This is a genomic window from Micromonospora sp. BL1 (assembly GCF_003667485.1).
Classification (GTDB): Bacteria; Actinomycetota; Actinomycetes; order Mycobacteriales; family Micromonosporaceae; genus Micromonospora; species Micromonospora tulbaghiae.
Genome location: NZ_RCVK01000286.1, coordinates 16,448 through 41,019, shown reverse-complemented (window position 1 = coordinate 41,019; position 24,572 = coordinate 16,448). Strand labels below are relative to the sequence as shown.

Annotated in this window: 20 protein-coding genes; 4 read left to right on the top strand and 16 right to left on the bottom strand. The window is 71.8% G+C overall.

Translation table 11 applies throughout. The features are described from left to right. Positions 1–14: 14 nt before the first annotated feature. Positions 15–1,622, bottom strand: a complete 1,608-nt coding sequence (locus tag EAD96_RS21390; RefSeq protein ID WP_121685548.1) for an ABC-F family ATP-binding cassette domain-containing protein — start codon at positions 1,620–1,622, stop codon at positions 15–17. Between the two features lie 247 nt (positions 1,623–1,869). On the opposite strand from EAD96_RS21390, the gene EAD96_RS21385 reads away from it, so the two are divergent. Continuing rightward, entirely contained in the window at positions 1,870–2,784 is a 915-nt protein-coding gene (locus EAD96_RS21385; protein WP_120573680.1) for a neutral zinc metallopeptidase, read from the top strand. A gap of 70 nt (positions 2,785–2,854) precedes the next feature. Here EAD96_RS21385 and EAD96_RS21380 read toward each other — a convergent pair whose 3' ends face one another. The 12 genes from EAD96_RS21380 to EAD96_RS21325 all read right to left on the bottom strand — a co-directional run bounded on the left by EAD96_RS21380 (position 2,855) and on the right by EAD96_RS21325 (position 16,872). After that, on the bottom strand, positions 2,855–4,072 hold the full coding sequence (locus tag EAD96_RS21380; RefSeq protein WP_121685547.1) for a hypothetical protein: 1,218 nt from the start codon (positions 4,070–4,072) through the stop codon (positions 2,855–2,857). 159 nt (positions 4,073–4,231) lie between these two features. Then, entirely contained in the window at positions 4,232–4,870 is a 639-nt protein-coding gene (locus EAD96_RS21375; RefSeq protein WP_199733253.1) for an acVLRF1 family peptidyl-tRNA hydrolase, read from the bottom strand. Between the two features lie 86 nt (positions 4,871–4,956). Beyond that, positions 4,957–8,652 (bottom strand): M12 family metallo-peptidase, encoded by a 3,696-nt coding sequence (locus EAD96_RS21370; RefSeq protein WP_233586120.1) that lies wholly within the window; start codon positions 8,650–8,652, stop codon positions 4,957–4,959. Between the two features lie 352 nt (positions 8,653–9,004). After that, positions 9,005–9,727, bottom strand: a complete 723-nt coding sequence (locus EAD96_RS21365) for a LysE family transporter (RefSeq protein WP_121685545.1) — start codon at positions 9,725–9,727, stop codon at positions 9,005–9,007. Between the two features lie 405 nt (positions 9,728–10,132). Further along, positions 10,133–10,570: a metal-sulfur cluster assembly factor gene (locus EAD96_RS21360; protein ID WP_120568934.1), complete on the bottom strand. Its 438-nt coding sequence runs from the start codon at positions 10,568–10,570 to the stop codon at positions 10,133–10,135. Further along, positions 10,567–11,040, bottom strand: a complete 474-nt coding sequence (gene sufU, locus EAD96_RS21355) for a Fe-S cluster assembly sulfur transfer protein SufU (protein ID WP_121685544.1) — start codon at positions 11,038–11,040, stop codon at positions 10,567–10,569. The genes EAD96_RS21360 and sufU overlap by 4 nt, the downstream gene beginning before the upstream one ends. Next, entirely contained in the window at positions 11,040–12,344 is a 1,305-nt protein-coding gene (locus EAD96_RS21350) for a cysteine desulfurase (protein ID WP_121685543.1), read from the bottom strand. Before EAD96_RS21350 ends, sufU begins: the two co-directional genes overlap by 1 nt. A gap of 8 nt (positions 12,345–12,352) precedes the next feature. Next, on the bottom strand, positions 12,353–13,126 hold the full coding sequence (gene sufC / locus EAD96_RS21345; RefSeq protein WP_120568931.1) for a Fe-S cluster assembly ATPase SufC: 774 nt from the start codon (positions 13,124–13,126) through the stop codon (positions 12,353–12,355). After that, entirely contained in the window at positions 13,126–13,470 is a 345-nt protein-coding gene (locus tag EAD96_RS21340) for a non-heme iron oxygenase ferredoxin subunit (RefSeq protein WP_120568930.1), read from the bottom strand. The genes sufC and EAD96_RS21340 overlap by 1 nt, the downstream gene beginning before the upstream one ends. Beyond that, positions 13,470–14,612: a Fe-S cluster assembly protein SufD gene (gene sufD, locus EAD96_RS21335; protein WP_121685542.1), complete on the bottom strand. Its 1,143-nt coding sequence runs from the start codon at positions 14,610–14,612 to the stop codon at positions 13,470–13,472. Before sufD ends, EAD96_RS21340 begins: the two co-directional genes overlap by 1 nt. A gap of 56 nt (positions 14,613–14,668) precedes the next feature. Then, positions 14,669–16,099 (bottom strand): Fe-S cluster assembly protein SufB, encoded by a 1,431-nt coding sequence (gene sufB, locus EAD96_RS21330; protein ID WP_013287447.1) that lies wholly within the window; start codon positions 16,097–16,099, stop codon positions 14,669–14,671. Next, positions 16,096–16,872 (bottom strand): metalloregulator ArsR/SmtB family transcription factor, encoded by a 777-nt coding sequence (locus EAD96_RS21325; protein WP_091420402.1) that lies wholly within the window; start codon positions 16,870–16,872, stop codon positions 16,096–16,098. The genes sufB and EAD96_RS21325 overlap by 4 nt, the downstream gene beginning before the upstream one ends. 98 nt (positions 16,873–16,970) lie before the next feature. Between EAD96_RS21325 and EAD96_RS21320 the strand changes: the two genes are divergently transcribed. Beyond that, on the top strand, positions 16,971–17,933 hold the full coding sequence (locus EAD96_RS21320; protein ID WP_199733252.1) for a heme A synthase: 963 nt from the start codon (positions 16,971–16,973) through the stop codon (positions 17,931–17,933). A gap of 74 nt (positions 17,934–18,007) precedes the next feature. After that, on the top strand, positions 18,008–19,675 hold the full coding sequence (locus EAD96_RS21315) for a right-handed parallel beta-helix repeat-containing protein (protein ID WP_121685540.1): 1,668 nt from the start codon (positions 18,008–18,010) through the stop codon (positions 19,673–19,675). A gap of 47 nt (positions 19,676–19,722) precedes the next feature. On the opposite strand, the gene EAD96_RS21310 is transcribed toward EAD96_RS21315, so the two are convergent. The 3 genes from EAD96_RS21310 to EAD96_RS21300 form a co-directional block, all read right to left on the bottom strand. After that, a complete protein-coding gene (locus EAD96_RS21310; protein ID WP_121685539.1) occupies positions 19,723–20,637 on the bottom strand; it encodes a RimK family alpha-L-glutamate ligase in 915 nt (304 codons plus the stop codon). A gap of 10 nt (positions 20,638–20,647) precedes the next feature. Next, complete coding sequence (locus EAD96_RS21305) at positions 20,648–20,980, bottom strand: hypothetical protein (RefSeq protein WP_013287454.1); 333 nt, start codon at positions 20,978–20,980, stop codon at positions 20,648–20,650. A gap of 219 nt (positions 20,981–21,199) precedes the next feature. Then, positions 21,200–22,159 carry a heme o synthase gene (locus EAD96_RS21300; protein WP_120568925.1) on the bottom strand — a complete coding sequence of 320 codons (960 nt, stop codon included), beginning with the start codon at positions 22,157–22,159 and terminating at the stop codon, positions 21,200–21,202. 263 nt (positions 22,160–22,422) lie between these two features. On the opposite strand from EAD96_RS21300, the gene tkt reads away from it, so the two are divergent. Then, entirely contained in the window at positions 22,423–24,561 is a 2,139-nt protein-coding gene (tkt, locus tag EAD96_RS21295; RefSeq protein ID WP_121685538.1) for a transketolase, read from the top strand. Positions 24,562–24,572: the final 11 nt, after the last annotated feature.

The window sequence follows — 24,572 nt, the reverse complement described above, 5'->3', positions numbered from 1 at the left end:
GGGCGGGGACGGGGTCAGGCCAGCTCTACCAGCTCCAGGAGGTCGTCGGACCAGGCGTCCTCGTCGCCGTCGGGGAGCAGGATGGCGCGGTCCGGCTTGAGCGCGGTGACCGCGCCCGGGTCGTGCGTGACCAGCACGATCGCGCCCGGGTAGCGGGCGATGGCGTCGAGCACCTGCTCGCGGCTGACCGGGTCCAGGTTGTTCGTCGGCTCGTCCAGCAGCAGCACGTTGGCGCCGGAGCAGACCAGCGTGGCCAGCGCCAGCCGGGTCTTCTCGCCGCCGGACAGCACACCGGCCGGCTTGTCCACGTCCTCGCCGGAGAACAGGAACGCGCCGAGGATCTTGCGCAGATCGGTGTCGGTCTGGTCGGACGCGGCACTGCGCATGTGCTCCAGGATCGTCCGGTCCACGTCGAGCGTCTCGTGCTCCTGGGCGTAGTAGCCCAACCGCAGCCCGTGCCCGGGGCGCACCTCGCCGGTGTCCGGCTCCAGCAGCCCGCCGAGCATCCGCAGCAGCGTGGTCTTGCCGGCGCCGTTGAGGCCGAGGATGGCCACCCGGGAGCCGCGGTCCACCGCCACGTCGACGTCGGTGAAGATCTCCAGCGACCCGTACGACTTGGACAGGCCGGTCGCGGTCAGCGGCGTCTTGCCGCACGGCGCGGGGCTCGGGAACCGTACCTTCGCGACCTTGTCCGCGACGCGGACCTCGTCCAGGCCGGAGAGCAGGCGCTCGGCGCGCCGGGCCATGTTCTGCGCGGCGACGGTCTTGGTGGCCTTGGCCCGCATCTTGTCCGCCTGCGCCATCAGCGCGCCGGCCTTCTTCTCGGCGTTGGCCCGCTCCCGGCGGCGGCGCCGCTCGTCGGTCTCCCGCGCCTCCAGGTACGCCTTCCAGCCCAGGTTGTACGTGTCGACCACGGACCGGGTGGCGTCCAGGAACCAGACCTTGTTGACCACGGCCTCCAGCAGCGAGGCGTCGTGGGAGATCACGATCAGGCCGCCCTTGTGGTTGGCGAGGAAGCCGCGCAGCCAGGTGATCGAGTCGGCGTCGAGGTGGTTGGTGGGCTCGTCGAGCAGCAGGATGCCGCCGCCGTTCTCGCCGGCGTCGCGGAACAGGATCCGGGCCAGCTCGATACGGCGGCGCTGACCACCGGAGAGCGTGCCGATGGTCTGCGCCAGGGCCCGGTCGGGCAGGCCCAGGTTGGCGCAGATCCGGGCCGCCTCGGCCTCGGCCGCGTAGCCGCCGAGCGAGGCGAACTGGTCCTCCAGCGCGCCGTAGCGGCGGACCAGCCGCTCGTCGTCGGCGCCCTCGGCGAGCTTGTCCTCCAGCTCCTTCATCTGCGCCATTAGCACGTCCAGGCCGCGGGCGGAGAGCACCCGGTCCCGGCCGGTGACGTCCAGGTCACCGGTACGCGGGTCCTGCGGCAGATAGCCGATGGCGCTGCGCCGGTCGATCTGGCCGCCGTACGGCTGGCCCTCCCCGGCGAGCACCTTGAGTGTGGTGGTCTTGCCGGCGCCGTTACGGCCGACCAGGCCGATCCGGTCCCCCGGCTGCACCCGCAGGGTGGTGTCGGACAGCAGGATCCGGGAACCGGCGCGCAGTTCCAGGCCGGTGGCAGTGATCATCTCGGAGTACTCGCTCTCGGGTCCGGCAAGGCTGATTCAGGGCACGCGAAAGCGCCGGCGGGTGGTGATTTCCCGTCGGCGCGGGGCCGTTCAGCCTTCGCAGCGCAGCACGGGAGCAAGTGTACCGGGCTCCGCGGACCCCTTCCGCCGGATTACCGTTCAAGATCATCGGGTACGGAAACCGCCGTCCGGACCCGGTCCGGTACCGCAACCACCACAAACGGACACATCGGTGATCGGGGTCAACATGGAGCTGAACGAGAACGCGCGGGTCGACACCAGCCAGGTGGACGACCGGCGAGGGTCCGGCGGAGGCGGCGGGATGGGCATTCCGATCCCGATCGGCGGCGGCCGCGGCGGGATCGTGGGCATCATCATCGCCGTGCTCGTCGCCCTGGTGGGCGGCGGGTTCGGCCTCAACGCCGCCACCAACGGCGGCGGCTCCGAGCAGGGTGACAACACCTCGCTGGAGCAGAAGTGCTCGGCGCAGGACGCGCTGGAGCAGCTCGACTGCCGCAACACCCTCTACGTCAACTCGATCCAGGCGTACTGGCGTACCGCCATGCCGGAGGCGTTCGGCGAGCAGTACAAGCCGTCGAAGACGGTGTTCTTCAGCCAGAACGTCAGCACCGCCTGCGGCGCCGCCGACTCCGGGGTGGGCCCGTTCTACTGCCCGGCCGACGACCAGGTCTACATCGACCTCACGTTCTACCGGCTGCTCGCCGACCAGCTCGGCGCCAAGGGCGAGTTCGCCCAGCCGTACGTGCTGGCCCACGAGTACGGCCACCACGTGCAGGACCTGCTCGGCACCGAGGCGCAGATGCGCCGCCAGCAGCAGCGCGACCCGCAGAGCGCGAACGCGCTGTCGGTGAAGCTGGAGCTGCAGGCCGACTGCTACGCCGGCGCGTGGGCGAAGAACGCCACCGGCACCGCAGACGAGCGCGGGCAGAAGATCTTCAAGAGCATCACCGAGGAGGACATCTCGCAGGCCATCGACGCCGCCGAGAAGATCGGCGACGACGCGATCCAGGAGCGCTCCGGCCGGCCGGTGAACCCGGACGAGTTCACCCACGGCACCTCGGAGCAGCGCAAGCAGTGGTTCACCAAGGGCTTCACCACCGGTGACCCGAAGTCCTGCGACACCTTCGGTTCGGGGGCCTGAGCCGCTCCGTGCACCGGCCCGCACCGCTGACGAAGTCGGCGGTGCGGGCCGATGTCGTTTCCGGGGCCGGTCAGGCCGGCAGGGTCACCTGACCCGGGGTGGACCGGTTGACGGTCGTCCCGTCACCGAGCTGGCCCCCGCTGTTGTCACCCCAGCACCACAGGCCGGCGTCGGTACGGATCGCGCAGCCGTGATCGGTGACCGCGAGTCCGCCGGTCCAGCTGGTGGCCGTACCGACCTGGGCGGGCGCGGACCGGTGGGTGGTGCTGCCGTCGCCCACCTGGCCGGCCGAGTTCTTGCCCCAGCACCACAGGCTGCCGTCGGTGCGGGACGCGCAGGTCGTGTCGCTGCTGGCGGCGATCCGGTTCCACGTGGTGGCGGTGCCGATCTGCACCGGCGCGGTCCGGTACGTGCCGCTCACGCCGAGCTGCCCGTACCCGTTCTCACCCCAGCACCACAGCGCGCCGGAGCGGACCCCGCAGGTGTGCGCGTACCCGGCCGCCACGCCGGTCCACCCGGTCGCGGTGCCTACCTGCGCGGGCGCCGTCTGGGGCGCGAGGTTGCCGAGCCCGAGCTGGCCGTCCGAGCTGGACCCCCAGCACCAGAGCGTGCCGCCGGTCCGGATACCGCAGGTGTGCCCGTAGCCGGTCGAGACGCTCACCCAGTCGGTGGCCGCGCCGACCTGCAACGGGGTGTTCGCGACGTACGGCGAGGCGCCGACGCCCAGCTGGGTGGTCCGGTTGAAGCCCCAGCACCAGAGCGTGCCGTCGGTGCGTACCGCGCAGGTGTGCTGAGGGCCGGCGTCGACCCGGGCCCAGGTGGTCGCGGTGCCGACCTGCACCGGGGCGCTGCGGCTGGTGGTGGTCCCGTCGCCGAGCTGGCCCCGGAAGTTCGAGCCCCAGCACCACAGCGTCCCGTCCGCGCGGACCGCGCAGGTGTGCCCGGAGCCGGCGTCGACGCCGGTCCAGGTGGCGGTGCCGACCCGCGCCGGGGCGCTGCGGTTCGTGGTGGTCCCGTCGCCGAGCTGGCCGCCGTAGTTCGAGCCCCAGCACCACAGTCCCCCGTCGGTGCTGATCGCGCACGTGTGCGCGCCGCCCGCGGTGACGCTGGTGACGGTGGGCGCGGCGAGCGCGGCGCGCTCGACCGGGCCCGCGGCCGCATTCGCCGTACCGGCCGTCAGTGTCGCGGTGAGCACGAGGCTTCCGGCGCTCATCGCCGCCGCGGCGACGAGGAGCCTCGTCGCACGGCGCCACCGGGCCCGCAGCCGGCCGTCCTGATATCCGCTCATGAAGTTGTTCTCTCCCAACGATGTCGGATGGCGGAGGCGAAGCGGGCCCTGCGGGTCGCCCGGAGACCCGCCGCTTCGTGACACCGACCTTATGCATCGAGTCGATTCGATGCATCATCGACGAGCGGGATTGAGCCGTCTTGAGGTGATCTTTCCTGTTCAGCGGACCAGGATGTGGACCGCCCGGGCGGCGGCGACGGCGGCCACCAGCACCGCGTGCCGGGGCTCCGGCACGTCGAGCAGGCGCGGCGCGCGCAGCGCCGCGAGCGGGGCCAGCCGCCGGTCGGCCAGCACCGTGTCCACCGCGCGCCGGTCGCCGCCGCACACCAGCGCCGCCAGCGTGCCCGCCTCCGGCAGCAGCAGGCGTACGGCCAGCTCGGCCGCGTCGCCCAGCGCGGCCTTCGCCTGGTTGTCGCGCCGCCGGGCGAACCGCTGCTGGGACCAGCCGCCCGCCGCGGTGCGGCCCTGCACGTACCGGGTGTCCACCTTGGAGATCACCAGATCGGTGCCGTCGGCGACACCGACCGCCACAGCGCCCTTGCGGGCCAGGAGCAGACCGAGCCGGCGGGCCGCCGTGGCGGAAGCGACGAATCCGGGTACGTCAGCCGACGCGCTCGCGCCGGGCGGGGTGTGCAGCTCGGCGGTGGCGTCGTCCGGGGCGGTGAGCAGCAGCCCGTACTCCTGGACCGTCGTGGTCGGCGGGCCGTGCCGGTCGGTGAAGCCCTCGACCCAGCGGGCGACGCGGCCGGGGTCGACCTCGACCCACCGGCCGCCCCCGGCGGCGGGTCGGCTGCTCATGGCCCGACGGTACGCCATCGACGGAACCCGAGACGCAACGCGGGAGGACACCGGTGCCGGTGCCCTCCCGCGCGTCTGCCGCGTGATCAGTGGACGGTCAGGTTGCCGCCCTTCAGCTTGACCTCGGCGGTCGCGCCGCCCGTCCAGTCGGACGAGAAGAGCAGCGAGCCGCCCCGCCACAGGGTCACCCCGACGGTGTCGTTCCTGCCGGGTGCGCCCCGGTCGGTCACCGTCACGGCCAGGGTCAGACCGGAGGCCACCAGCTTGCCCCTGTTGTCGTACAGGGCGGCCTGGTAGCGCACCTGGGCGGCCTTGCCCGCCGAGGTGACGCCGAGCGCGTCGACGGCGCCGGCCTCGATCGTGTACGACTTCCCGCCGGAGCGGAACTCGACCTCGGCCTTGCCCGTGGCGGGCTTGTTCGCCTTGCCCGGCTTCGCGTTCAGCTCCACCTCGACCGTGGAGTTCACTTCGGCCGGGTAGGTCCCCGCCGAACGGGAGGCGGTGAACTCGCCGCCGCCGGTGAGGAACCCGCCGTCGGAGACGGCGACCGTCACCTGGGCGATGGTGCTGCCCGTGTAGTTGCCGCCCACTGTCGCGGTGACCGTGTGCGTGCCCTTCGGCAGGGTGGCCGTGCACGCCGCGGACGCGGTGGTGGTGGCCGTGCCGAGCAGGTCGAGCACACCGGTGCAGAGCGCCACGCCACCCGAGGTGAAGGTGACCGTGGCGGTACGGATGTCACCGGCTGTGGTGTCCGTCGCACCGGGCAGCACCGAGCCGTCCCGGACCACGGCTCGCAGCAGCGCCTGGCCGGACGCGCCGCCGGCCGCCGTGTTGACGAGCGTGTCACCGGCCCAGCTGACCGCCGCGTCCTCGGCGGCCACGGTGACGGTGAACGACGTGCTGCCGGTCAGCCCGGAGCCGTCGGAGACGGTCACGGTGACCGGGTAGTCGCCCGGGACCGCCGTGGTGGTGCCGGCGACCGTCCAGGTACGCGTACCCGGGCGGGCGTCGGCCGCCGAGGTGCTCGTGACGGCCAGGGACAGGCCGGCGGGCAGCCCGGTGGCCGCAGCGCTCAGGTCCGCGCCGGCGGTGTCGCCGTCGATCGCGGTGACCGTGACGGCCGGCGAGAGCGCGTCGCTGTACTGGACGTGTACGCCGCCGGCCGGGGCGGTGCTGGTGACGGCCGGGGCGGACCGGATGGTGAAGTCGGCGTCGTTGACGTCGAAGAAGACGTTGCCGACCGCCTCGATCTTGATCCGGGCCTTCCCGGTGGCCACGTTCGGCAGCGTCACCGTCGCCGAGCCGGTGTTGGCGGTCTGCTCCGCCAGCACGTACGGGAAGGTCAGCCCGCCGTCGGCGGACAGCGAGATCTTCACCTGGGCGGCGTTCACCGGCGCCACGTCGGTGCCGGCCACGTCCCACGTCACGGTCTGGGTCGAGCCGCCGTCCAGGACGGCCGCGGTGTCCTGCGAGGTCACCAGGAACGGACCCGCGTCCGGCGCCAGCACCACGGCGACGTCGGCGCTGCCGATGCCGCCGCCACCCAGTCGCCCGTCCCGGGCGGTGAGCTTGAAGTGCAGGGTCCGGTCACCGGCCATGCCGACCCAGTCGCGGGTGGGCAGGAACTCCGAGTAGCAGTCGACCAGTTCGGCGGGCACGTTCGAGGCGCCACCGGTGGCCGGCGGCGCAGGCGGGGCCGGGCAGGTGCCGTTGGCGGCGTTGGTGTTGCCGGCCAGGATCTGCGCCATGTCCGGGAAGACCCGGGTCGAGTCGGTGGTGACCGAGTTCAGACCCGGCGAGTGGTACTTCAGCGTGTCGGTCGGCGACACGATCGCCGCCTCGCCGAACACCCGGAACAGCGGACCGTTGACCTTCGTGTTGTTCGTCAGCGCGGTGCCGGTCGTGGCGCCCCTGTCGTTCTGCTCCCACAGGTACGTGACCGTGTCGCCGTCGGCGTCGGTGGCGCTGCCGGTCAGCGCGAACGGCGTACGCACCGGAATGGTGACGGTCTCCGGGACGGTGACCACCGGGGCGTGGTTGGTGGTCTCCTCGACCAGCCAGCCGCCGTTGTCGATGGCGCCGCCCTTGGCCGTCTCGCCGACGAAACCGGAGGCGCCGGAGACGTTCGTCAGCTCCAGCGACGCCACGTTCGTGGTCGCCAGCGTGCCGCCGAAGGTCACCTGGAAGCCGTTGTCGTTGAGCGTGCCGCTGCCACCGAACGCGGCCACGGTGACCGTCGCACCGGCCGGCCAGCCGGCGATGCCCTCGATGGCGGCCTTGATGCCGGCGGTGGTGTAGTTGACGCCCCGCACGATCGGCGCCGAGTCGCTGCCCGCGTAGCTGACGGTGAACGAGTCGCCGTCGGCGTCGAACCCGTACAGCGAGACGTTCTGCACCTCGTTGATCGCCGGACGGTTCGAGGTGACGTAGTTGGTGATCTCGGTGTAGCTGCGGTGCGACCAGTACGGGTCGCTGTGCGGCTGGAGGTTGTCCTGCTGGCAGATGCCCGCGTACGCCATGATCGACGAACCGCTGCCCGGCTCGTACGAGTTGGCCGCGCTGCGGTTGCCGCCCGAGCAGTTGTACTGCGTGCCGTTGAACGTGTGGTTGCCGGCGAACTGGTGACCCATCTCGTGCGAGACGTAGTCGACCGCGTAGAAGTCGCCGACCGGCGTCGGCAGGCCGGTGCAGCCCTGCGCCTTGCCGTTGCCGCCGATCACGCCGAGGCTCGCCACGCCGCCACCGTTGACGCCCAGGCCGACGTGGCCCACGTCGTAGTTGCTCGCACCGACGAGCTGGCCGAGCACGATCCGGTTACGGCTGAGCGTGCCGCTGCCGCAGGACGTGAGCTGCGCCGGCGTGAAGCAGGCCGCCGCACCGCACGGGCCGTTCGGCTCGGTGGCCAGGGCCGGCGTGTTCAGGTTCGTCTTGTCGGTGTCGTTGATCAGCACGAGCCGGATCGCGGTCTCGTCCTCGTAGATCTGAGTCACCCGGTTCATCAGCGTCACCTTCGCGGCGGTGACGTTCTCCGCGCCGAAGTAGGTGGCGTACGACGGGTCGGTCACCAGCGCCACCCGGTAGGTGCGCAGCTTCACCAGCGGCCCGGCCGGAACCTCCGCCTCGGCGATCTCCTCGGCCAGCGCGTGCGCCTCCTGCGTGACGTCCTCACGCTCGACGAACTCCCCCTCGGGGTGCTCCAGGTCGCGGGCGAAGTAGCTCGCGTAGAGGCTCTGGTCGCGCTGGTAGTACGGGTCGATGTACCAGTTGCCCTCGGCCGAACGGACCGAGGCGTGGAACCCGAGCGGGGTGAGGTCCGCGCGAATGGCCGCCGTCGGGTCGTCCAGGCCCTTGCCGGCGTACGTGGTGATCTCCGGGTGCTTCGCGGCCAGGCCGGCCTCCATGACCGGCGAGTCGACCAGCTCGAAGCGCTGGAACGTGCCGTCCGGAGCGGGCAGCGACACCACCTGCTTCGCCACCCGGGCCACCGCCACGCGGTCCTCGGCCGGCGCCTTGTCCAGCAGGCCCTTCATGGTGCCGCGGTCCAGCTTGTACGCGGCCAGCCGCTTGGCCTTGACGGCGGCGTTGCGGCCCGCCCTGGTGGCCGCCGGTTTGCCGTCCACCTTCTGCCACGGTCCGTGGACGGCGGGCGCCGCGGAGACGGGCGCGGGCGCCGCGAGAACGGGAAGCGTCGCCGCGGCCAGCGCGGCGACGAGGAGGGCAGCGGTCCGTCCGCGCCGGGCGGGTTGCCGGTCGCGCGGCGGGCGCCCGAGGGTGATCCTCAAGTCTTCTCCCTGTTCGGTCGGGTGTGGACCGGCACACGACCGGCGGGGATGACCGGACGTACGTGAACGGTCCACGGATTGTTCCGTGACCCTAGGACCACTCGGGAGCCCGAACATCACCCGCAAAGACGATGTGGTTCTACCTGGACGGTGATCCGGCTCGTCCCGGCCTACGGGATCCGCGCTTCGCGCAGCCAAGACGGCCGACCTGACGGCCGAGCACACCTGTGGTCGGACGCGGGACCGGAACGGTGCCTTCCGTCAGCCGCAACCGCCGGTTCGGCCGATCCCCGGGTAACGGATCATGAACCGGTCCGCAATCGGCCCGACACATTGGCCGTGTCCACGTCGGTCACACGCCGAGCACCGTGGCGACGGCGAGAGCGGCGATGATGACGCTGGACAGCAGCGCGGTGACCCGCCGCCCCCGGGCGCCGGTGAGGGCCCGGCCGATCAGCGAGCCGCCCCCGGCGATCAGCACCTGCCAGCTCGCCGAGGCGAGGAACACGCCGAGGGTGAAGGCGGCGGCCGGCGGGCCGGAGTCGAGCACTTCACCACGGCCGAGGACGAGCGCCACGAAGTAGACCACAGTGGCCGGGTTGAGCAGGGTCAGCGCGAGAACCGCGCCGAACGCCCGTACCGGCGTGTCCAGGCCACCCCGCGCGCCCGGCTCCTGCGTCGTGCCCGGCGGGTGCGTGGTGGCCGACGGGCTCGGCGGGTGCGTGGTGGCCGACGGGCTCGGCGGGTGCGTGGTGGCCTGTGGGCTCGACGGGTGCGTTGTGGCCGGTGGGCGCAGCGCGCGCCAGGCGGTGAGGCAGGCGAGAGCCAGCAGCACCCCCGCGGCGACCAGCCGCAGCGGACCCGCGAACGGCGCGAGCCCGCTCGCCACCGCGGCCCCGCCGAGCGCCGCCACGGCGGCGTAGAGCCCGTCGGCGGTGGCCACGCCGAGCGCCGCGGCCGCACCGACCCGGAACGAGGTACGCGCGCTGAGTCCGAGAATGAGGATCGCGATCGCGCCGACCGGAATGGCGACGCCGTAGCCGGCGACCAGACCGGCCAGGAACGCCCCGGTCACGACGACGGGTGATGGGTCGAGGCGGCCGAGTGCAGGGTGCGCTGTCGACGCGCGGCGGTGGCCGCACGGACAGGAGCCTGCTTCGGGTACGCCTCGATCACCCGCTCATCCTGCGCCCCACTCCCTCACCCCGCGACCGCTTTTCCCTCGCGCCCGCACGCGCACCCCGCGGCTGGGCTGGAGACCTTGGTACTCGTCGTTCCCGGTCCCGCCGCCCACGGTCCCGCCGCCGGTGGCAGTGCCGTCAGCCCACCTTGATCGACACCACCACACCGAGGTGGCGGCATCAGACCCACTCCGACCACACCACTTCGGCGTAACGGTGTCGATCAAGCCCGCGAACACCACGGGCGCGGCACCCCCTTGTCAGGGGTGCCGCGCCCGTGGCGGTGACCGGGAGAACGGTCAGACGTTGAAGCCGAGCGAGCGGAGCTGGTCGCGCCCCTCGTCGGTGATCTTGTCAGGGCCCCACGGCGGCAGCCAGACCCAGTTGATCCGGATGTCGTTGACCAGGCCGCCGCCGGGACCGGTGGTCAGCGCCTGCCGGGCCTGGTCCTCGATCACGTCGGTCAGCGGGCAGGCCGCCGAGGTCAGCGTCATGTCCAGGGTGGCGACGTTCTCGTCGTCGACGTGGACCCCGTACACCAGGCCCAGGTCGACCACGTTGATGCCCAGCTCGGGGTCGACGACGTCCTTCATCGCCTCCTCGATGTCACCGATCGCGGCCTTGCCGCCGGCCGGCGCCGCCGCACCCGCGGCCGCACCGTCGGCAACAGTCCCGTTGACGGCGGTGCCGTCCGTCGCCACCGCGCCGGCCTCGGGGGTCATGTTCTCGTCGCTCATGCCTTCACCTCCGGGCTCACGCCCACCCCGGCGCGTGCCGCGGCGTCCTTGAACGCCATCCACGACAACAGCGCGCACTTGACCCGGGCCGGGTAGCGCGCGACACCCGCGAACGCCACCCCGTCTCCGAGCACGTCCTCGTCCGGCGTGACCTGGCCCCGCCCGGACATCAACTGCACGAACGCCTCGTGCACCACGGCGGCGTCGCTCGCGGCCCTGCCGCGCAGCAGCTCGTGCAGGATGCTCGCCGACGCCTGGCTGATCGAGCAGCCCATCCCGTCGTACGAGATGTCGGTGAACACGCTGCCGTCGGTCGCCACCCGTACGGTGATCTCGTCGCCGCAGGTCGGGTTGACGTGGTGCGCCTCGCCGACCCGGGCCGCCGGGTCCGCCGCGTCCCGCAGACCACGGCCGTGCGGGTGCTTGTAGTGGTCCAGGATGATCTCCTGGTAGAGGGATTCAAGTTGCATCAGTCGAATACCTTCCGCACCTGCTCCAGACCCGCCACCAGGGCGTCGATCTCCGCGGTGGTGGTGTAGAGGTAGAACGACGCCCGCGTCATGGCCGGCACCCCGAACCGGGTGCACACCGGCTTGGCGCAGTGGTGCCCCACCCGCACCTGCACGCCGAGCGAGTCGAGCACCTGCCCGACGTCGTGCGGGTGCACGTCACCGAGCGCGAACGAGATCGTCCCGCCCCGGCCCACCGGCACGGTCGGGCCGAAGATCCGCAGGCCGGGCACGGTGGCGAGGGCGTCCAGCGCGTACGCCGTCAGCTCCTTCTCGTGCCACTGGACGGCCGGCATGCCGATCGCGGTGAGGTAGTCCACGGCCGCGCCGAGCGCGACCGCCTCGGCGATCGGCGGGGTGCCCGCCTCGAACCGGGCCGGCGGCGCCGCGAACGTCGAGCCCGCCATCGTCACCGTCTCGATCATCGAGCCGCCGCCCATCACCGGGGGCATCGCGGCGAGCAACTCGCCCCGGCCCCACAGCACGCCGATGCCGGTCGGGCCGCACATCTTGTGCCCGGTGAAGACGATGAAGTCGGCGTCGTAGTCGACCACGTCCATCGGCAGGTGCGGCACCGACTGCGAGCAGTCGAGCAGCAGCAGCGCGCCGACCTCACGGACCCGCGCGGTGATCCGCGAGGTGGCGTTGACGGTGCCGAGGATGTTCGACATGTGCACCAGCGAGACGATCTTCGTCCGTTCGGTGACCAGGTCGTCCAGACCGGACTCGTCGAGCCGGCCCTGGTCGGTGACCGGGAACCAGCGCAGCGTCGCGCCGGTGCGCTCCGCCAGAAGCTGCCACGGGACGATGTTCGAGTGGTGCTCCATCTCGGAGATCACGATCTCGTCGCCGGGGCCCAGCCGGAACCGGGGGTCGCCGTCCGCGCGCAGCGAGGCGTTGGAGAACGCGTACGCCACCAGGTTGATCGCCTCGGTGGAGTTCTTGGTGAACACCACCTCGTCCACGCTCGGCGCGTTGATGAACGCGGCGATCTTCGCCCGCGCGCCCTCGTACGCCTCGGTCGCCTCGGTGCCCAGCGTGTGCACCGAGCGCGACACGTTGGCGTTGTGCAGCGCGTAGTGCTCGGCGAGCACGTCGAGCACCTGCCGCGGCTTGTGCGAGGTGTTCGCGCTGTCCAGGTAGACGAGCGGGTGACCGTTGACCTCCCGGTCGAGGATCGGGAAGTCGGCCCGCACCTTCGCCACGTCGAAGCGCGGCACGTCGTCGTACTGCGGCATGCCCGCCGGGATGGCCATCGAGGTCATGTCGAGTCTCAGGCCCGCGCCGCGCCGGCCCCGGCGACGTACCGCTCGTAGCCCTCTTCCTCGAGCTTGTCGGCCAGCTCGCGGCCGCCCTGCTCGACGATCCGGCCGGCCACGAAGACGTGCACGTAGTCGGGCTTGATGTAGCGCAGGATGCGGGTGTAGTGGGTGATCAGCAGCAGGCCGGTGTCACCGGTGTCGCGCACCCGGTTCACGCCCTCGCTGACCACGCGCAGCGCGTCGACGTCCAGGCCGGAGTCGGTCTCGTCGAGGATGGCCATCTTCGGCTTGAGCAGCTCCAGCTGCACGATCTCGTGCCGCTTCTTCTCGCCGCCGGAGAAGCCCTCGTTGACGTTGCGCTGGGCGAACGCCGGGTCCATCTGGAGCTTCTCCATGGCGCCGCGCAGCTCGCCGGCCCAGGTGCGCAGCTTCGGCGCCTCGCCGTCGATGGCGGTCTTGGCGGTACGCAGGAAGTTGGCCACCGACACGCCGGGGACCTCGACCGGGTACTGCATGGCCAGGAAGAGGCCGGCGCGGGCGCGCTCGTCGACGGACATGGACAGCACGTCCTCGCCGTCGAGGGTCACCTCGCCACCGGTGATCTCGTACTTCGGGTGACCGGCGATCGAGTACGCCAGCGTGGACTTGCCGGAGCCGTTCGGGCCCATGATGGCGTGCGTCTCGCCGGAGCGCACGGTCAGGTCGACCCCGTGCAGGATCGGCTTGAGCTCACCCTCGGGCAGCTTGACCGACACCTTCAGGTCGCGGATCTCCAGGGTGCTCATCAGCGGGTCACTCCATTGCTCGGCAGCGGACGGCCGTCGCCGTCCACGGAAAGGTAGATGTCACCGTCACGGACTTCGACGGCATAGACGGGTACGGGTTCGGTCGCGGGCAGTCCGGTGGGCTCACCGGTACGCAGGTCGAAACGGGATCCGTGCAGCCAGCATTCCAGCGTGCAGCCCTCGACCTCGCCCTCGGACAGCGCCACGGCGGCGTGCGAGCACTCGTCGTGCACGGCGTAGAACACGTCGTCCTCGCCGTGCACGATCGCGACCTGCACGCCGTCCACGTCGGCGCTGATCGCGGTGCCCTTCGGCACGTCCTCGGTGGAGCAGATCTTGAGCATCAGGCGCCGGCCTTCGCCAGCCGGGCCTCGATGGCGTCGCCCAGGCGCTCGCGCAGGTCCTCGACCGGGATCTTGTTGATCAGCTCGGCGAAGAAGCCGCGCACCACAAGGCGCCGCGCCTCGGCCTCCGGGATGCCCCGGGCCATCAGGTAGAACAGCTGCTCGTCGTCGAACCGGCCGGTCGCGCTGGCGTGCCCGGCGCCGGCGATCTCGCCGGTCTCGATCTCCAGGTTGGGTACGGAGTCGGCCCGCGCGCCGTCGGTGAGCAGCAGGTTCCGGTTGATCTCGTACGTGTCGGTGCCGGTGGCCTCGGCGCGGATCAGCACGTCGCCGACCCAGACCGTGTGCGCGTCGTCGCCCTGCAGCGCGCCCCGGTAGCCGACGTTGCTGCGGCAGTCCGGCACGGTGTGGTCGACCAGCTGACGGTGCTCCAGGTGCTGGCCGGAGTCGGCGAAGTAGACGCCGTACAGCTCGGCCTCGCCGCCGCGCTGGGTGTACTCCACCGACGTGTACTGCCGGACCAGGTCGCCGCCGAGGCTGACCTGCACGTGCAGGATCCGGGCGTCGCGGCCCAGCCGCACCTTGAGGTGCTGCGCCTGCACCGCGTCGTCGGCCCAGTCGGCGACGGTGACCAGGGTCAGCTTCGCCCCGTCGCCCACGGTCACCTCGACGTTGTCGGCAAGCGTGGCCGAGCCGACGTGCTCGATCACCACGGTGGCCTCGGCGAACCGGTCCACCTCGACGAACGTGTGGCCGAAGGCGAGCGCCTCGGCGTTCTCGCCGACCACCCGCAGGCGCACCGGCTGCTGCACCACCGCGTCGCGGTCGACGCGCACCAGCAGCGCGCCGTCGGCCCCGCCGTACGCGAGCGCGCTGACCCGGTCGAACGGGGTGAGCACGCTGCCCATCCGGGGGTCGTCCCGGCCGATCCGGTCGACGGTGACGCCCTCGGGCAGGTCACCGTACTCGTGCCGGACCGCGCCGGTCGCGCCCTGCGCCGACCCGGTCAGGCCGCGCAGGCGCTTGAGCGGGGTGAAGCGCCACTCCTCCTCCAGGCCGGTCAGGGCCGGGAAGTCGGCGACGTCGTACGAGCGGAGCGCCTGCGACTTGGTCGTGGGCGGTGCGGAAGCCTGGGTAGTCATCTCTTCCTTGGTCTGTTCTACGACGAGGTGTCAGGTGAGGCGGAGGGCGGGCGGCGTCAGCCGACCGCGCCCTCCATCTGCAGCTCGATCAGGCGGTTGAGCTCCAGCGCGTACTCCATCGGGAGCTCCTTGGCGATCGGCTCGATGAAGCCGCGCACGATCATCGCCATCGCCTCGTCCTCGCTCAGGCCCCGGCTCATCAGGTAGAAGAGCTGGTCCTCGCTGACCTTGGAGACGGTCGCCTCGTGCCCCATCGACACGTCGTCCTCGCGGATGTCGACGTACGGGTAGGTGTCGGAGCGGGAGATCGTGTCGACCAGGAGCGCGTCGCACTTGACGGTGCTCTTGCTGCTGGTCGAGCCCTCCAGCACCTGGACCAGACCGCGGTACGAGGTGCGGCCGCCGCCCCGGGCGATCGACTTCGACACGATGGTCGAGGAGGTGTGCGGCGCGGCGTGCACCATCTTGGCGCCGGCGTCCTGGTGCTGGCCCTCGCCGGCCATGGCCACCGAGAGCACCTCGCCCTTGGCGTGCTCGCCGGTCATGTAGACCGCCGGGTACTTCATGGTGACCTTGGAGCCGATGTTGCCGTCGACCCACTCCATGGTCGCGCCCTCGTGGCACACGGCGCGCTTGGTGACCAGGTTGTAGACGTTGTTCGACCAGTTCTGGATGGTCGTGTACCGGCACCGGGCGTTCTTCTTGACGATGATCTCCACGACGGCGCTGTGCAGCGAGTCGGAGGAGTAGATGGGCGCGGTGCAGCCCTCGACGTAGTGCACGTACGCGCCCTCGTCGACGATGATCAGCGTCCGCTCGAACTGGCCCATGTTCTCCGTGTTGATCCGGAAGTAGGCCTGCAGCGGGATGTCCACGTGCACGCCCTTCGGCACGTAGATGAACGAGCCACCGGACCAGACGGAGGTGTTCAGCGCGGCGAACTTGTTGTCGCCGACCGGGATGACCGTGCCGAAGTACTCCTTGAACAGGTCCTCGTGCTCCTTGAGCGCGGTGTCGGTGTCGAGGAAGACGACGCCCTGCTCCTCCAGGTCCTCACGGATCTGGTGGTAGACGACCTCGGACTCGTACTGCGCCGCGACGCCCGCGACCAGGCGCTGCTTCTCCGCCTCCGGGATGCCGAGCTTGTCGTAGGTGTTCTTGATGTCCTCGGGCAGGTCCTCCCAGGAGGTGGCCTGCTTCTCGGTGGACCGCACGAAGTACTTGATGTTGTCGAAGTCGATCCCGGTGAGGTCGGCGCCCCAGTTCGGCATCGGCTTGCGGCCGAACAGGCGCAGGCCCTTGAGCCGCAGGTCGAGCATCCAGGCCGGCTCGTTCTTCTTGGCCGAGATGTCCCGCACCACCGCCTCGCTGAGGCCGCGCTGGGCGGACGCCCCGGCGACGTCGGGGTCGGCCCAGCCGTACTCGTAACGGCCGAGGGCCGCGAGCTGCTCCTCCTGGGTCAGGGGCTGGACGATCTGCTCGGTCATCTATCTGTCCTCACAGTGGTGACGGTGGAACCGGACTGGGCGGGAATGTGCGTGGTGCACACGCCGTCGCCGTGCGCGATGGTGGCCAGGCGCTGTACGTGAGTGCCGACCAGACGGGAGATCACTTCGGTCTCGGCCTCGCACAGCTGAGGGAACTCGGCGGCCACGTGCGCCACCGGGCAGTGGTGCTGGCAGAGCTGGCCGCCGGAGGCGATCGTGGACGCGTTGGCAGCGTAACCCTCGGCGGTCAGCGCGCCGGCGAGTGCCTCCGCCCGCGCGAGCGGGGCGTCTCCGGCGTCCTCCATGGCCGCCCGGCAGCGGGTCTCCAGCGCGGAGACCTGCTCGGCCGCGAACGCCGCGACCGCCTCGGTGCCGCCGGTGCGGGCGATCCACCGCAGCGCGGCGGTGGCCATGTTGTCGTAGTGGTGGGTGCCACAGCGACCGCGGCCCGCCTCGGTGAGCGCGAAGACCTTGGCCGGGCGGCCGCGCCCGCGACTGCCGCGGACGGTCTGGTCGCGGGCGACCACGTCACCGTCGGCGAGCATCGCGTCGAGGTGGCGGCGGATCGCGGCCGGGCTCAGGCCGAGCGCCGTGCCGAGCTGCGCGGCGGTGGTGGGACCACGCTCCAGCAGCAGCTGGGTGACCCGGTCCCGGGTCGACAGGTCAGCCGGGGCGGTCTCCCGCTCGCCGGGCCGTACGCCGCGACGTGCGCGCGAACCACCGGCGACCGGACCGGTCACCGGCGTTCGGGAGAGCGCCGCCGCGTTTTTCACAACAGCAACGTTACGTAATTCGCGGAGGGCCCGCAAACCCGGGGTCCGGTGATTCCGACCACCGGGGTGCCGGAGTCACCCGATCGGGATCAACTACGGTGCGTAGGATTCGCTCCGTGAAGCGATCCGTCCGGTTTCCGGTCTCCGCCACGCTGCTGCGCCGCCTCGCGCTCGCCTCGATCATCGCGAACGTCGCGATCGTGGTCACCGGCGGGGCCGTCCGGCTCACCGCCTCCGGCCTCGGCTGCCCCACCTGGCCCCGGTGCACCGAGGACTCCTACACCACCACACCCGAGATGGGCGTGTACGGGGTGATCGAGTTCGGCAACCGGCTGCTCACCTTCGCGGTCGGGATCATCGCGCTCGCCGTGGTGCTGGCCGTGCTGGCGCACCGTCCGCGCCGCCGCGGGACGCTGCCGCTGGCCGTGGGCGTGCTGTTCGGCATCCCGGCCCAGGCGATCATCGGTGGCATCACCGTGCTCACCAACCTCAACCCGTGGGTGGTCGGGCTGCACTTCCTCGCCTCGATGGCGGTGATCGCGGTCGCGTACGCGCTCTGGCGGCGCATCAAGGACCCGGACGGGCCGGTGTCCCCGACCGTGCCGGCGCCGCTGCGTACGCTCGCCTGGATCACCACGGCGGTGAGCGCGTCGGTGCTGGTGGTCGGCACGTGGGTGACCGGCAGCGGACCGCACGCCGGCGACCACGGCGCGGCCCGCAACGGCCTGGACCCGGCGGCGATCTCCCAGGTGCACGCCGACGGCGTCTTCCTGCTGATCGGCCTGTCGGTGGCGCTGTACTTCGCGTTCCGGGCGGTCGGCGCGGCGCGGGCGGCGCGGGCCGCCGCGGTGCTGATCGCGGTCGAGCTGGGCCAGGGCGTGATCGGCTTCGTCCAGTACTTCACCCACCTGCCCGCCGTGCTGGTCGGCGCGCACATGCTCGGCTCCTGCCTGGTGCTGCTGGCCACGCTGGGCGTGCTGTGGGCGACCCGGGAGCGGCTGCCGGCCACCCCGGAGGCCCCGGCCGTGCCCGCCGAGCAACGGGTGGGCGCCGCCGCCTGAGTGCGGGCGTTACCGCACGGCTGGAGCGGGAAAGCGGTCCGGGCCACCGACCGTCCGCCCGAGGGGAGCTCCCCGTGTCCCGCAAGAGCCTCTCCACCACCACCCCGCAACGGCTGACCCCGGTCGCCGGCGCGCCGCTGTGGTGCGACGCCCGCGAGTACGGCCTCACCGGCGACGGGGTCACCAACGACCAGCCCGCCCTGGCGGCGCTGGTGGACCGCCTCGGCGCCGGGTACGACGCCGACGGCCGGGCCCGGGTGATCTACTGCCCGCCCGGCCTGTACTCGATCCGCGACGCGGGCACCGTCTGGCGCAGCGGCGTCTCGCTGCTCGGCGCCGGTCCGGCGGCGACCCGCTTCCTGCTCAGCAACGAGGGCAACCGCAGCGCGCCGGTCCCGCTCGCCTACTGGACCACGGTGCAGCACGGCGCGGACCGGGACCGGCACATCGCCGACTGCTCGTTCACCGACTTCGAGATCGACGGCTCCGGCGTGGCCCAGACCGCCTACGACTACCTGGCCAAGGGGCTGGGCCTGCAGTACGTGGTGCGCGGCGTGTTCCGCAACCTCTACATCCACCACACCGGGGCGACCGGCCTGGGCTGCGACTTCCTCCAGGACAGCCTGATCGACGGGGTGGTCGCGGTGGGGTGCGGCCGGCTGGACAACGGCGACCAGATGGGCGGCGCGGGGATCGGCGTCGGCATCGGCGGCTGGGGCGACGTGGAGCGCCTCACCATCGCCAACTGCACCACCATCGGCAACGGCACCAACGGCATCTTCCTGGAGCTGCAGAAGGACTACTGGACCCCGCCCCGTGGCATCCGGATCATCGGCTGCCACAGCCAGGCCAACCGGTTCGGCATCTCTGACTGGGGCGCGGACGGGCTGATCGTCTCCGGCTGCACCATGACCAACAACCTGGAGGCCGGCTTCGACGTGTCGGGCAACGGCACCGCCGGGGTGGCCGGGCGCGGCGGCCTGGTCACCGGCTGCGTGATCGACTACAACGTCGGCGACGGCATCAGCATGGGCAACACCCCCGGCCCGTACGCGGTCCAGGCCAACCGGATCAGCCGCAACGGCGGCTTCGGCTACCACGAGCACGACCTGGGCCACGGCTACCGGGGCGCGGCGGCCGACGTGGTGATCCAGGACAACGACATCCGGGAGAACGCGCTGGACGGCATCCGGATCGACCGGCCGATGCTCGACACGTCGATCGTCGGGAACCGGATCCGGGACAACGGCCGCCGCTCCGCCCCGGCCGGCACCGGCTCCGGCGAGGCGGTGCGGTACGGCCCCCGCGAGGTCACCGACGGCAACGCCGACTGGCCGGCCGGTGGGCACCGGGGCAAGGTGGTGCGGGTCGGCTCCCGGGACGCCGTGGTGTCCGACAACAGCGCCGACCGGCTCTCCCTGGCCGAGGTGCGCCCGGACGGCTCCACCGGCTGGAGCGCCGCCACGCCGGGGCCCGGCACGGCGTACGAGCTGCCCGACTCACCGCCCGCGTGCGGCGGCATCACGATCGCCGCGCCGTTCGACTCGGCCACCGTGCGCGGCAACCGGATCTGGCACCGGGACGCCGACACCCAGGCGTACGGCATCTGGGTCACCGAGGCGGGCAGTTGCGTCTCCTGCGCGTTCGAGGACAACGACCTGGCCGGCACCGAGGCCGCGCTGCGGCTGGACACGCCGCCGATCGGTGGCCGCTGGGCGCGCAACCACAGCGACCGCGACTGAGCGTCGTGCCGGTGCGGGCCGTCGCGGCGGTCACCCGGCCGGTGGCCTCAGCGGCGGGCCAGGTGGGTGAGCACCGCGTCGGCGAGGCGGTCCGGGGCGCCGTCGGCGTACCCGACGAACAGGCTCGGCTCGGTCAGCTCCAGCTCGACCAGCACGGGCGCGCCGTCCGGGCCGGGGATCAGGTCGACCCGGGCGTAGAGCAGGCGGTCCGGGCCGCCGGGCACCACCGCCAGCACCTTCTCGGCCACCGCGCGCTGCTCCGCCGTGGCGGCGCGGGCGTCGATCCGCTCCTCCTTGTAGAGCGCGGCCTCGCCCAGGTCCGGCCCGGTCAGCATCGGACCCTTGCGGATCGCGTGGCTGAACGCCAGGCCGCCGGGGCCGGCCAGGAACAGCAGCGCGGTCTCCCCGGCGGTGTCCACCGCGCCGAGGTACGGCTGGACCATGGTGACCCGCCCGGCGGCGGAGAGCCGCCGTACGTGGGCCACCGCGAGCTCACGGTGCTCCGGGTCGGTCAGGTCGTAGCGGCCGGTGTCCTGGCTGCCGGCGCTCACCGCCGGCTTGATCACGTGCTCGCCGCGGGCCGGGGGCGTCCACGCCTGCCCCGGCTCGACCCACTCCGTCGGGACGGTGGGCACTCCGGCGGCGGCCAGCTCGGACAGGTAGCGCTTGTCGGTGTTCCAGGCGACCACGTCGGCCGGGTTGACCAGGGCCGGCACGGTACGCGCCCAGGCCACGAACTCGTCCCGCCGCCGCGCGTAGTCCCACGGGGAGCGGAGCACGACCAGGTCGTACCCGGGCCAGTCCACCGAGGGGTCGTCCCAGACCGCGATCTCGGTCGTGACGCCGCGGTCGGCGAGCGGGCCGAGCGCGAGCCGGTCGTCCGGGTCGAGGCCGGGCAGTTCGGCGCAGGTGACGAAAGCGACCCGGGGTCTCCCCCGGGTCGACTGGTGGTGGTTGGTCATTCGGTATATGTCAACGGGCCATCGTGCGCCGGGCCATCGACCGCCACAGGTCGTTGCTCGGACGCATCTGGTCCATCAGTTCACGCTCCCAGGCGTTCTCGACGTCGACCCCGGCCTTCGCGCAGGCCTGCCGCGCGACGTCCGTGCCGTCGGCGAACTGGTCTGCCCATACCCCGTCGGAACCCACGAGGACGATCCGTGCGCCGCGCTTGCCGACGTACTCGATGACCGCCTTCGCGCCGCCGTGCCCGGCGGCGAACGACTTGATGCCCGCGACCAGGCCGTTGGGGGCCTGCTCGGCGGTCTTGTCAGCCGTCAGCGTCGTATCGGAACCATCTGCCATGACGCGAAGCCTAAGCAGAGTTCCACCCGGATGTGCGAGAACCATGAACTGAATGTGATGCCAATTACCCGTCGGTTTAAGAAGAACCACAGGTAATTCGCCCGTACATGTCGCTTATATCTGGGTGAAACGGGCGGGCGGGATCGTCACAATCTGTCCGGGTTGGACCCGTCCGGGAAAGCCCGAAAAAAATTTCTGATGAACCGCCGGACGGGCGGGTCAGAGCAGCGCGTCGAGCGCGACGGCCGCGAACAGGATCGTGAGGTACGTGGTGGACCAGTGGAACAGCCGCATCGGCTTGACCGCCTCGCCGCGCGTCGCGCGCCGGCACAGCTTGTGCGCCTCGACGAGGAAGATCCCGCCGACCACGAGCGCCGTGACCCCGTAGATCGGGCTCATCCCGAGCGGCCAGACCGCCAGCGAGGAGAGCACCGTCAGCCAGGAGAAGCCGATGATCTCGGCGTTGACCCGCCGGACCGAGGCCACCACCGGCAGCATCGGCACCCCGGCGCGGGCGTAGTCGGCCTTGTACTTGATGGCCAGCGCGTAGAAGTGCGGCATCTGCCAGAAGAACACCACAGCGAACAGGCCCCACGCGGCCGGTGCCAGCGAACCGGTGACAGCGGCCCAGCCGATCAGCACCGGCGCGGCCCCGCAGATGCCGCCCCAGAACGTGTTGGCGGCCGTGGTCCGCTTCAGCCACAGCGTGTAGACCAGGTCGTAGTAGGCGATCGCGGCCAGCGTCAGCACCGTCGCCAGCCAGTTCGTCGCCGCCGCCATCAGCGCCACCGAGACGGCCGCCAGCACCAGGCCGAAGACCAGGGCGCTGCGCGGCGACACGGTGTGCGCGGGCAGCGGACGGCGCTTGGTGCGCCGCATGAGCTGGTCGATGTCGCGGTCGATGTAGCAGTTGATGACGCTCGCCGCGCCGGCCGCGAGCGACCCGCCGACCAGCACCACGGCGACCAGCCACAGCGACGGCATCCCGCCGTGGGCGAGCATCATCGCCGGCACGGTGGTGACCAGCAGCAGCTCGACGATCCGCGGCTTGGTCAGCGTCACGTACGCCGCCACCACGGCGCGTACGTCCCGCCGGCCGCTCGCCGGCGCCTCCGCCACCGCGCCCACCGGCGACTGCCCGGCAGGGTTGCTGACGGGGCGCTCGGTGATCATGCTCACGGATTGCCACCTTCCGGCATCGGCGGGGGAGGTCGTTCGGCCCGGACCGCTGCGGGTCCACACACCGCCCCACACACTACGCGGCGTCGTTTTCGCTGCCCCGTGGACCCGGCAACGGTGCGAGCCGTCACACCTGGGGTTGAACGACCGGACGTCCGCGATCCGTACAGAACAGCATGCTGAGATCCCCGGGCGGACGTTTAGCACCGCTCGATAGGGTCATCAGTGAGGGTTCCGCCCATCTGCCGAGGAGCACAACCATCGTGGCTGCCAACCGACCCGAGCTTCCCGCTCTCAACTGGTCCGACCTCGACCGCAGGGCCGTCGACACGGTCCGCGTGCTGGCCATGGACGCCGTGGAGAAATCCGGCAACGGCCATCCGGGGACGGCGATGAGCCTCGCCCCGGCGGCGTACCTGCTCTTCAACCGGGTCATGCGGCACAACCCGGCCGACCCGAACTGGGCCGGGCGCGACCGGTTCGTGCTCTCCGCCGGCCACTCCAGCCTGACGCTCTACATCCAGCTCTTCCTCTCCGGCTACCCGCTGTCGCTGGACGACCTGAAGGCGCTGCGCCAGTGGGGCTCGCTCACCCCGGGCCACCCGGAGCACGGCCACACCCCGGGCGTCGAGACCACCACCGGCCCGCTCGGCCAGGGCCTCGGCAACGCGGTCGGCATGGCCATGGCCGCCCGCCGCGAGCGCGGCCTGTTCGACCCGGAGCCGGACCGCGCCGACTCCCCGTTCCGGCACGACATCTGGTGCATCGCCTCCGACGGTGACATCGAGGAGGGCATCACCCACGAGGCCAGCGCGCTCGCCGGTCACCAGCAGCTCGGCAACCTCTGCGTGATCTACGACGACAACGAGATCTCGATCGAGGACGACACCCGCATCGCCAAGAGCGAGGACGTGGCGGCCCGCTACGAGGCGTACGGCTGGCACGTGCAGACCGTCGACTGGCGCAGCGGCGACGCCGACCAGGGCGACTACCACGAGGACGTGGAGGCGCTGTACCAGGCGCTGCTGGCGGCCAAGGCGGAGACCGGCCGGCCGTCGTTCATCGCGCTGCGCACGATCATCGGCTGGCCCGCGCCGAACAAGCAGAACACCGGCAAGATCCACGGCTCGGCGCTCGGCGCGGACGAGGTCAAGGCCACCAAGGAGATCCTCGGCTTCGACCCGCAGCGCACCTTCGAGGTCGACGAGGAGGTGCTCAAGCACGCCCGCCAGGTGCTGGAGCGCGGCGCGCAGGAGCAGGCCGAGTGGACCACCGGATTCGACGCGTGGGCGCAGGCCAACCCGGAGCGCAAGGCGCTGTGGGACCGGATGGCCACCCGTACGCTGCCGACCGGCTGGACCGACGCGCTGCCGACCTTCCCGGCGGACGCCAAGGGCGTCGCCACCCGGGCCGCCTCCGGCAAGATCCTGGAGGCCCTGGCGCCGGTGCTGCCCGAGCTGTGGGGCGGCTCGGCCGACCTGGCCGAGAGCAACAACACCACGATGAAGGGCGAGCCGTCGTTCGTCCCGGCCGCGCACGCCACCAAGGACTTCCCCGGTGACGAGTACGGCCGCACGCTGCACTTCGGCATCCGCGAGCACGCCATGGGCTCGATCCTCAACGGCATCGCCCTGCACGGCGGCACCCGCCCCTACGGCGGCACGTTCCTGGTGTTCAGCGACTACATGCGCCCGGCGGTGCGGCTGGCCGCGCTGATGAAGCTGCCGGTGACGTACGTCTGGACGCATGACTCGATCGGCCTCGGCGAGGACGGCCCGACGCACCAGCCGATCGAGCACCTGACCGCGCTGCGGGCCATCCCCGGCCTGGACGTGGTGCGCCCGGCCGACGCCAACGAGACGGTCTGGGCGTGGCGGCAGGCGCTGGAGCACACCGACCGGCCGACCGCGCTGGCGCTCAGCCGCCAGGCGCTGCCGACGTTCGACCGCACCGACCTGGGCGGCGCCGAGGGCGTCGCCAAGGGCGGGTACGTGCTGGCCGAGGCGTCGAACGGCAAGCCGCAGGTGATCATCGTCGGCACCGGCTCGGAGGTGCAGCTCTGCCTCACCGCGCGGGAGCGGCTGGAGGCCGACGGCACCCCCACCCGGGTCGTGTCCATGCCCTGCCAGGAGTGGTTCTTCGCCCAGGACGAGGCGTACCGGGAGTCGGTGCTGCCTCGCGGGGTAAAGGCACGGGTGAGCGTGGAGGCGGGCATCGCGATGTCGTGGCGGGCGATCGTCGGCGACAGCGGCGAGTGCGTGAGCATCGAGCACTACGGCGCCAGCGCACCGCACACCGTGCTCTTCGAGCAGTTCGGGTTCACCCCCGACCGGATCGTGGCCGCCGCGCACGCGGCGCTGACCCGGGTGGGCGACATCACCGGTTTCACGACCGGCAACTGAGGGGAGCGTGG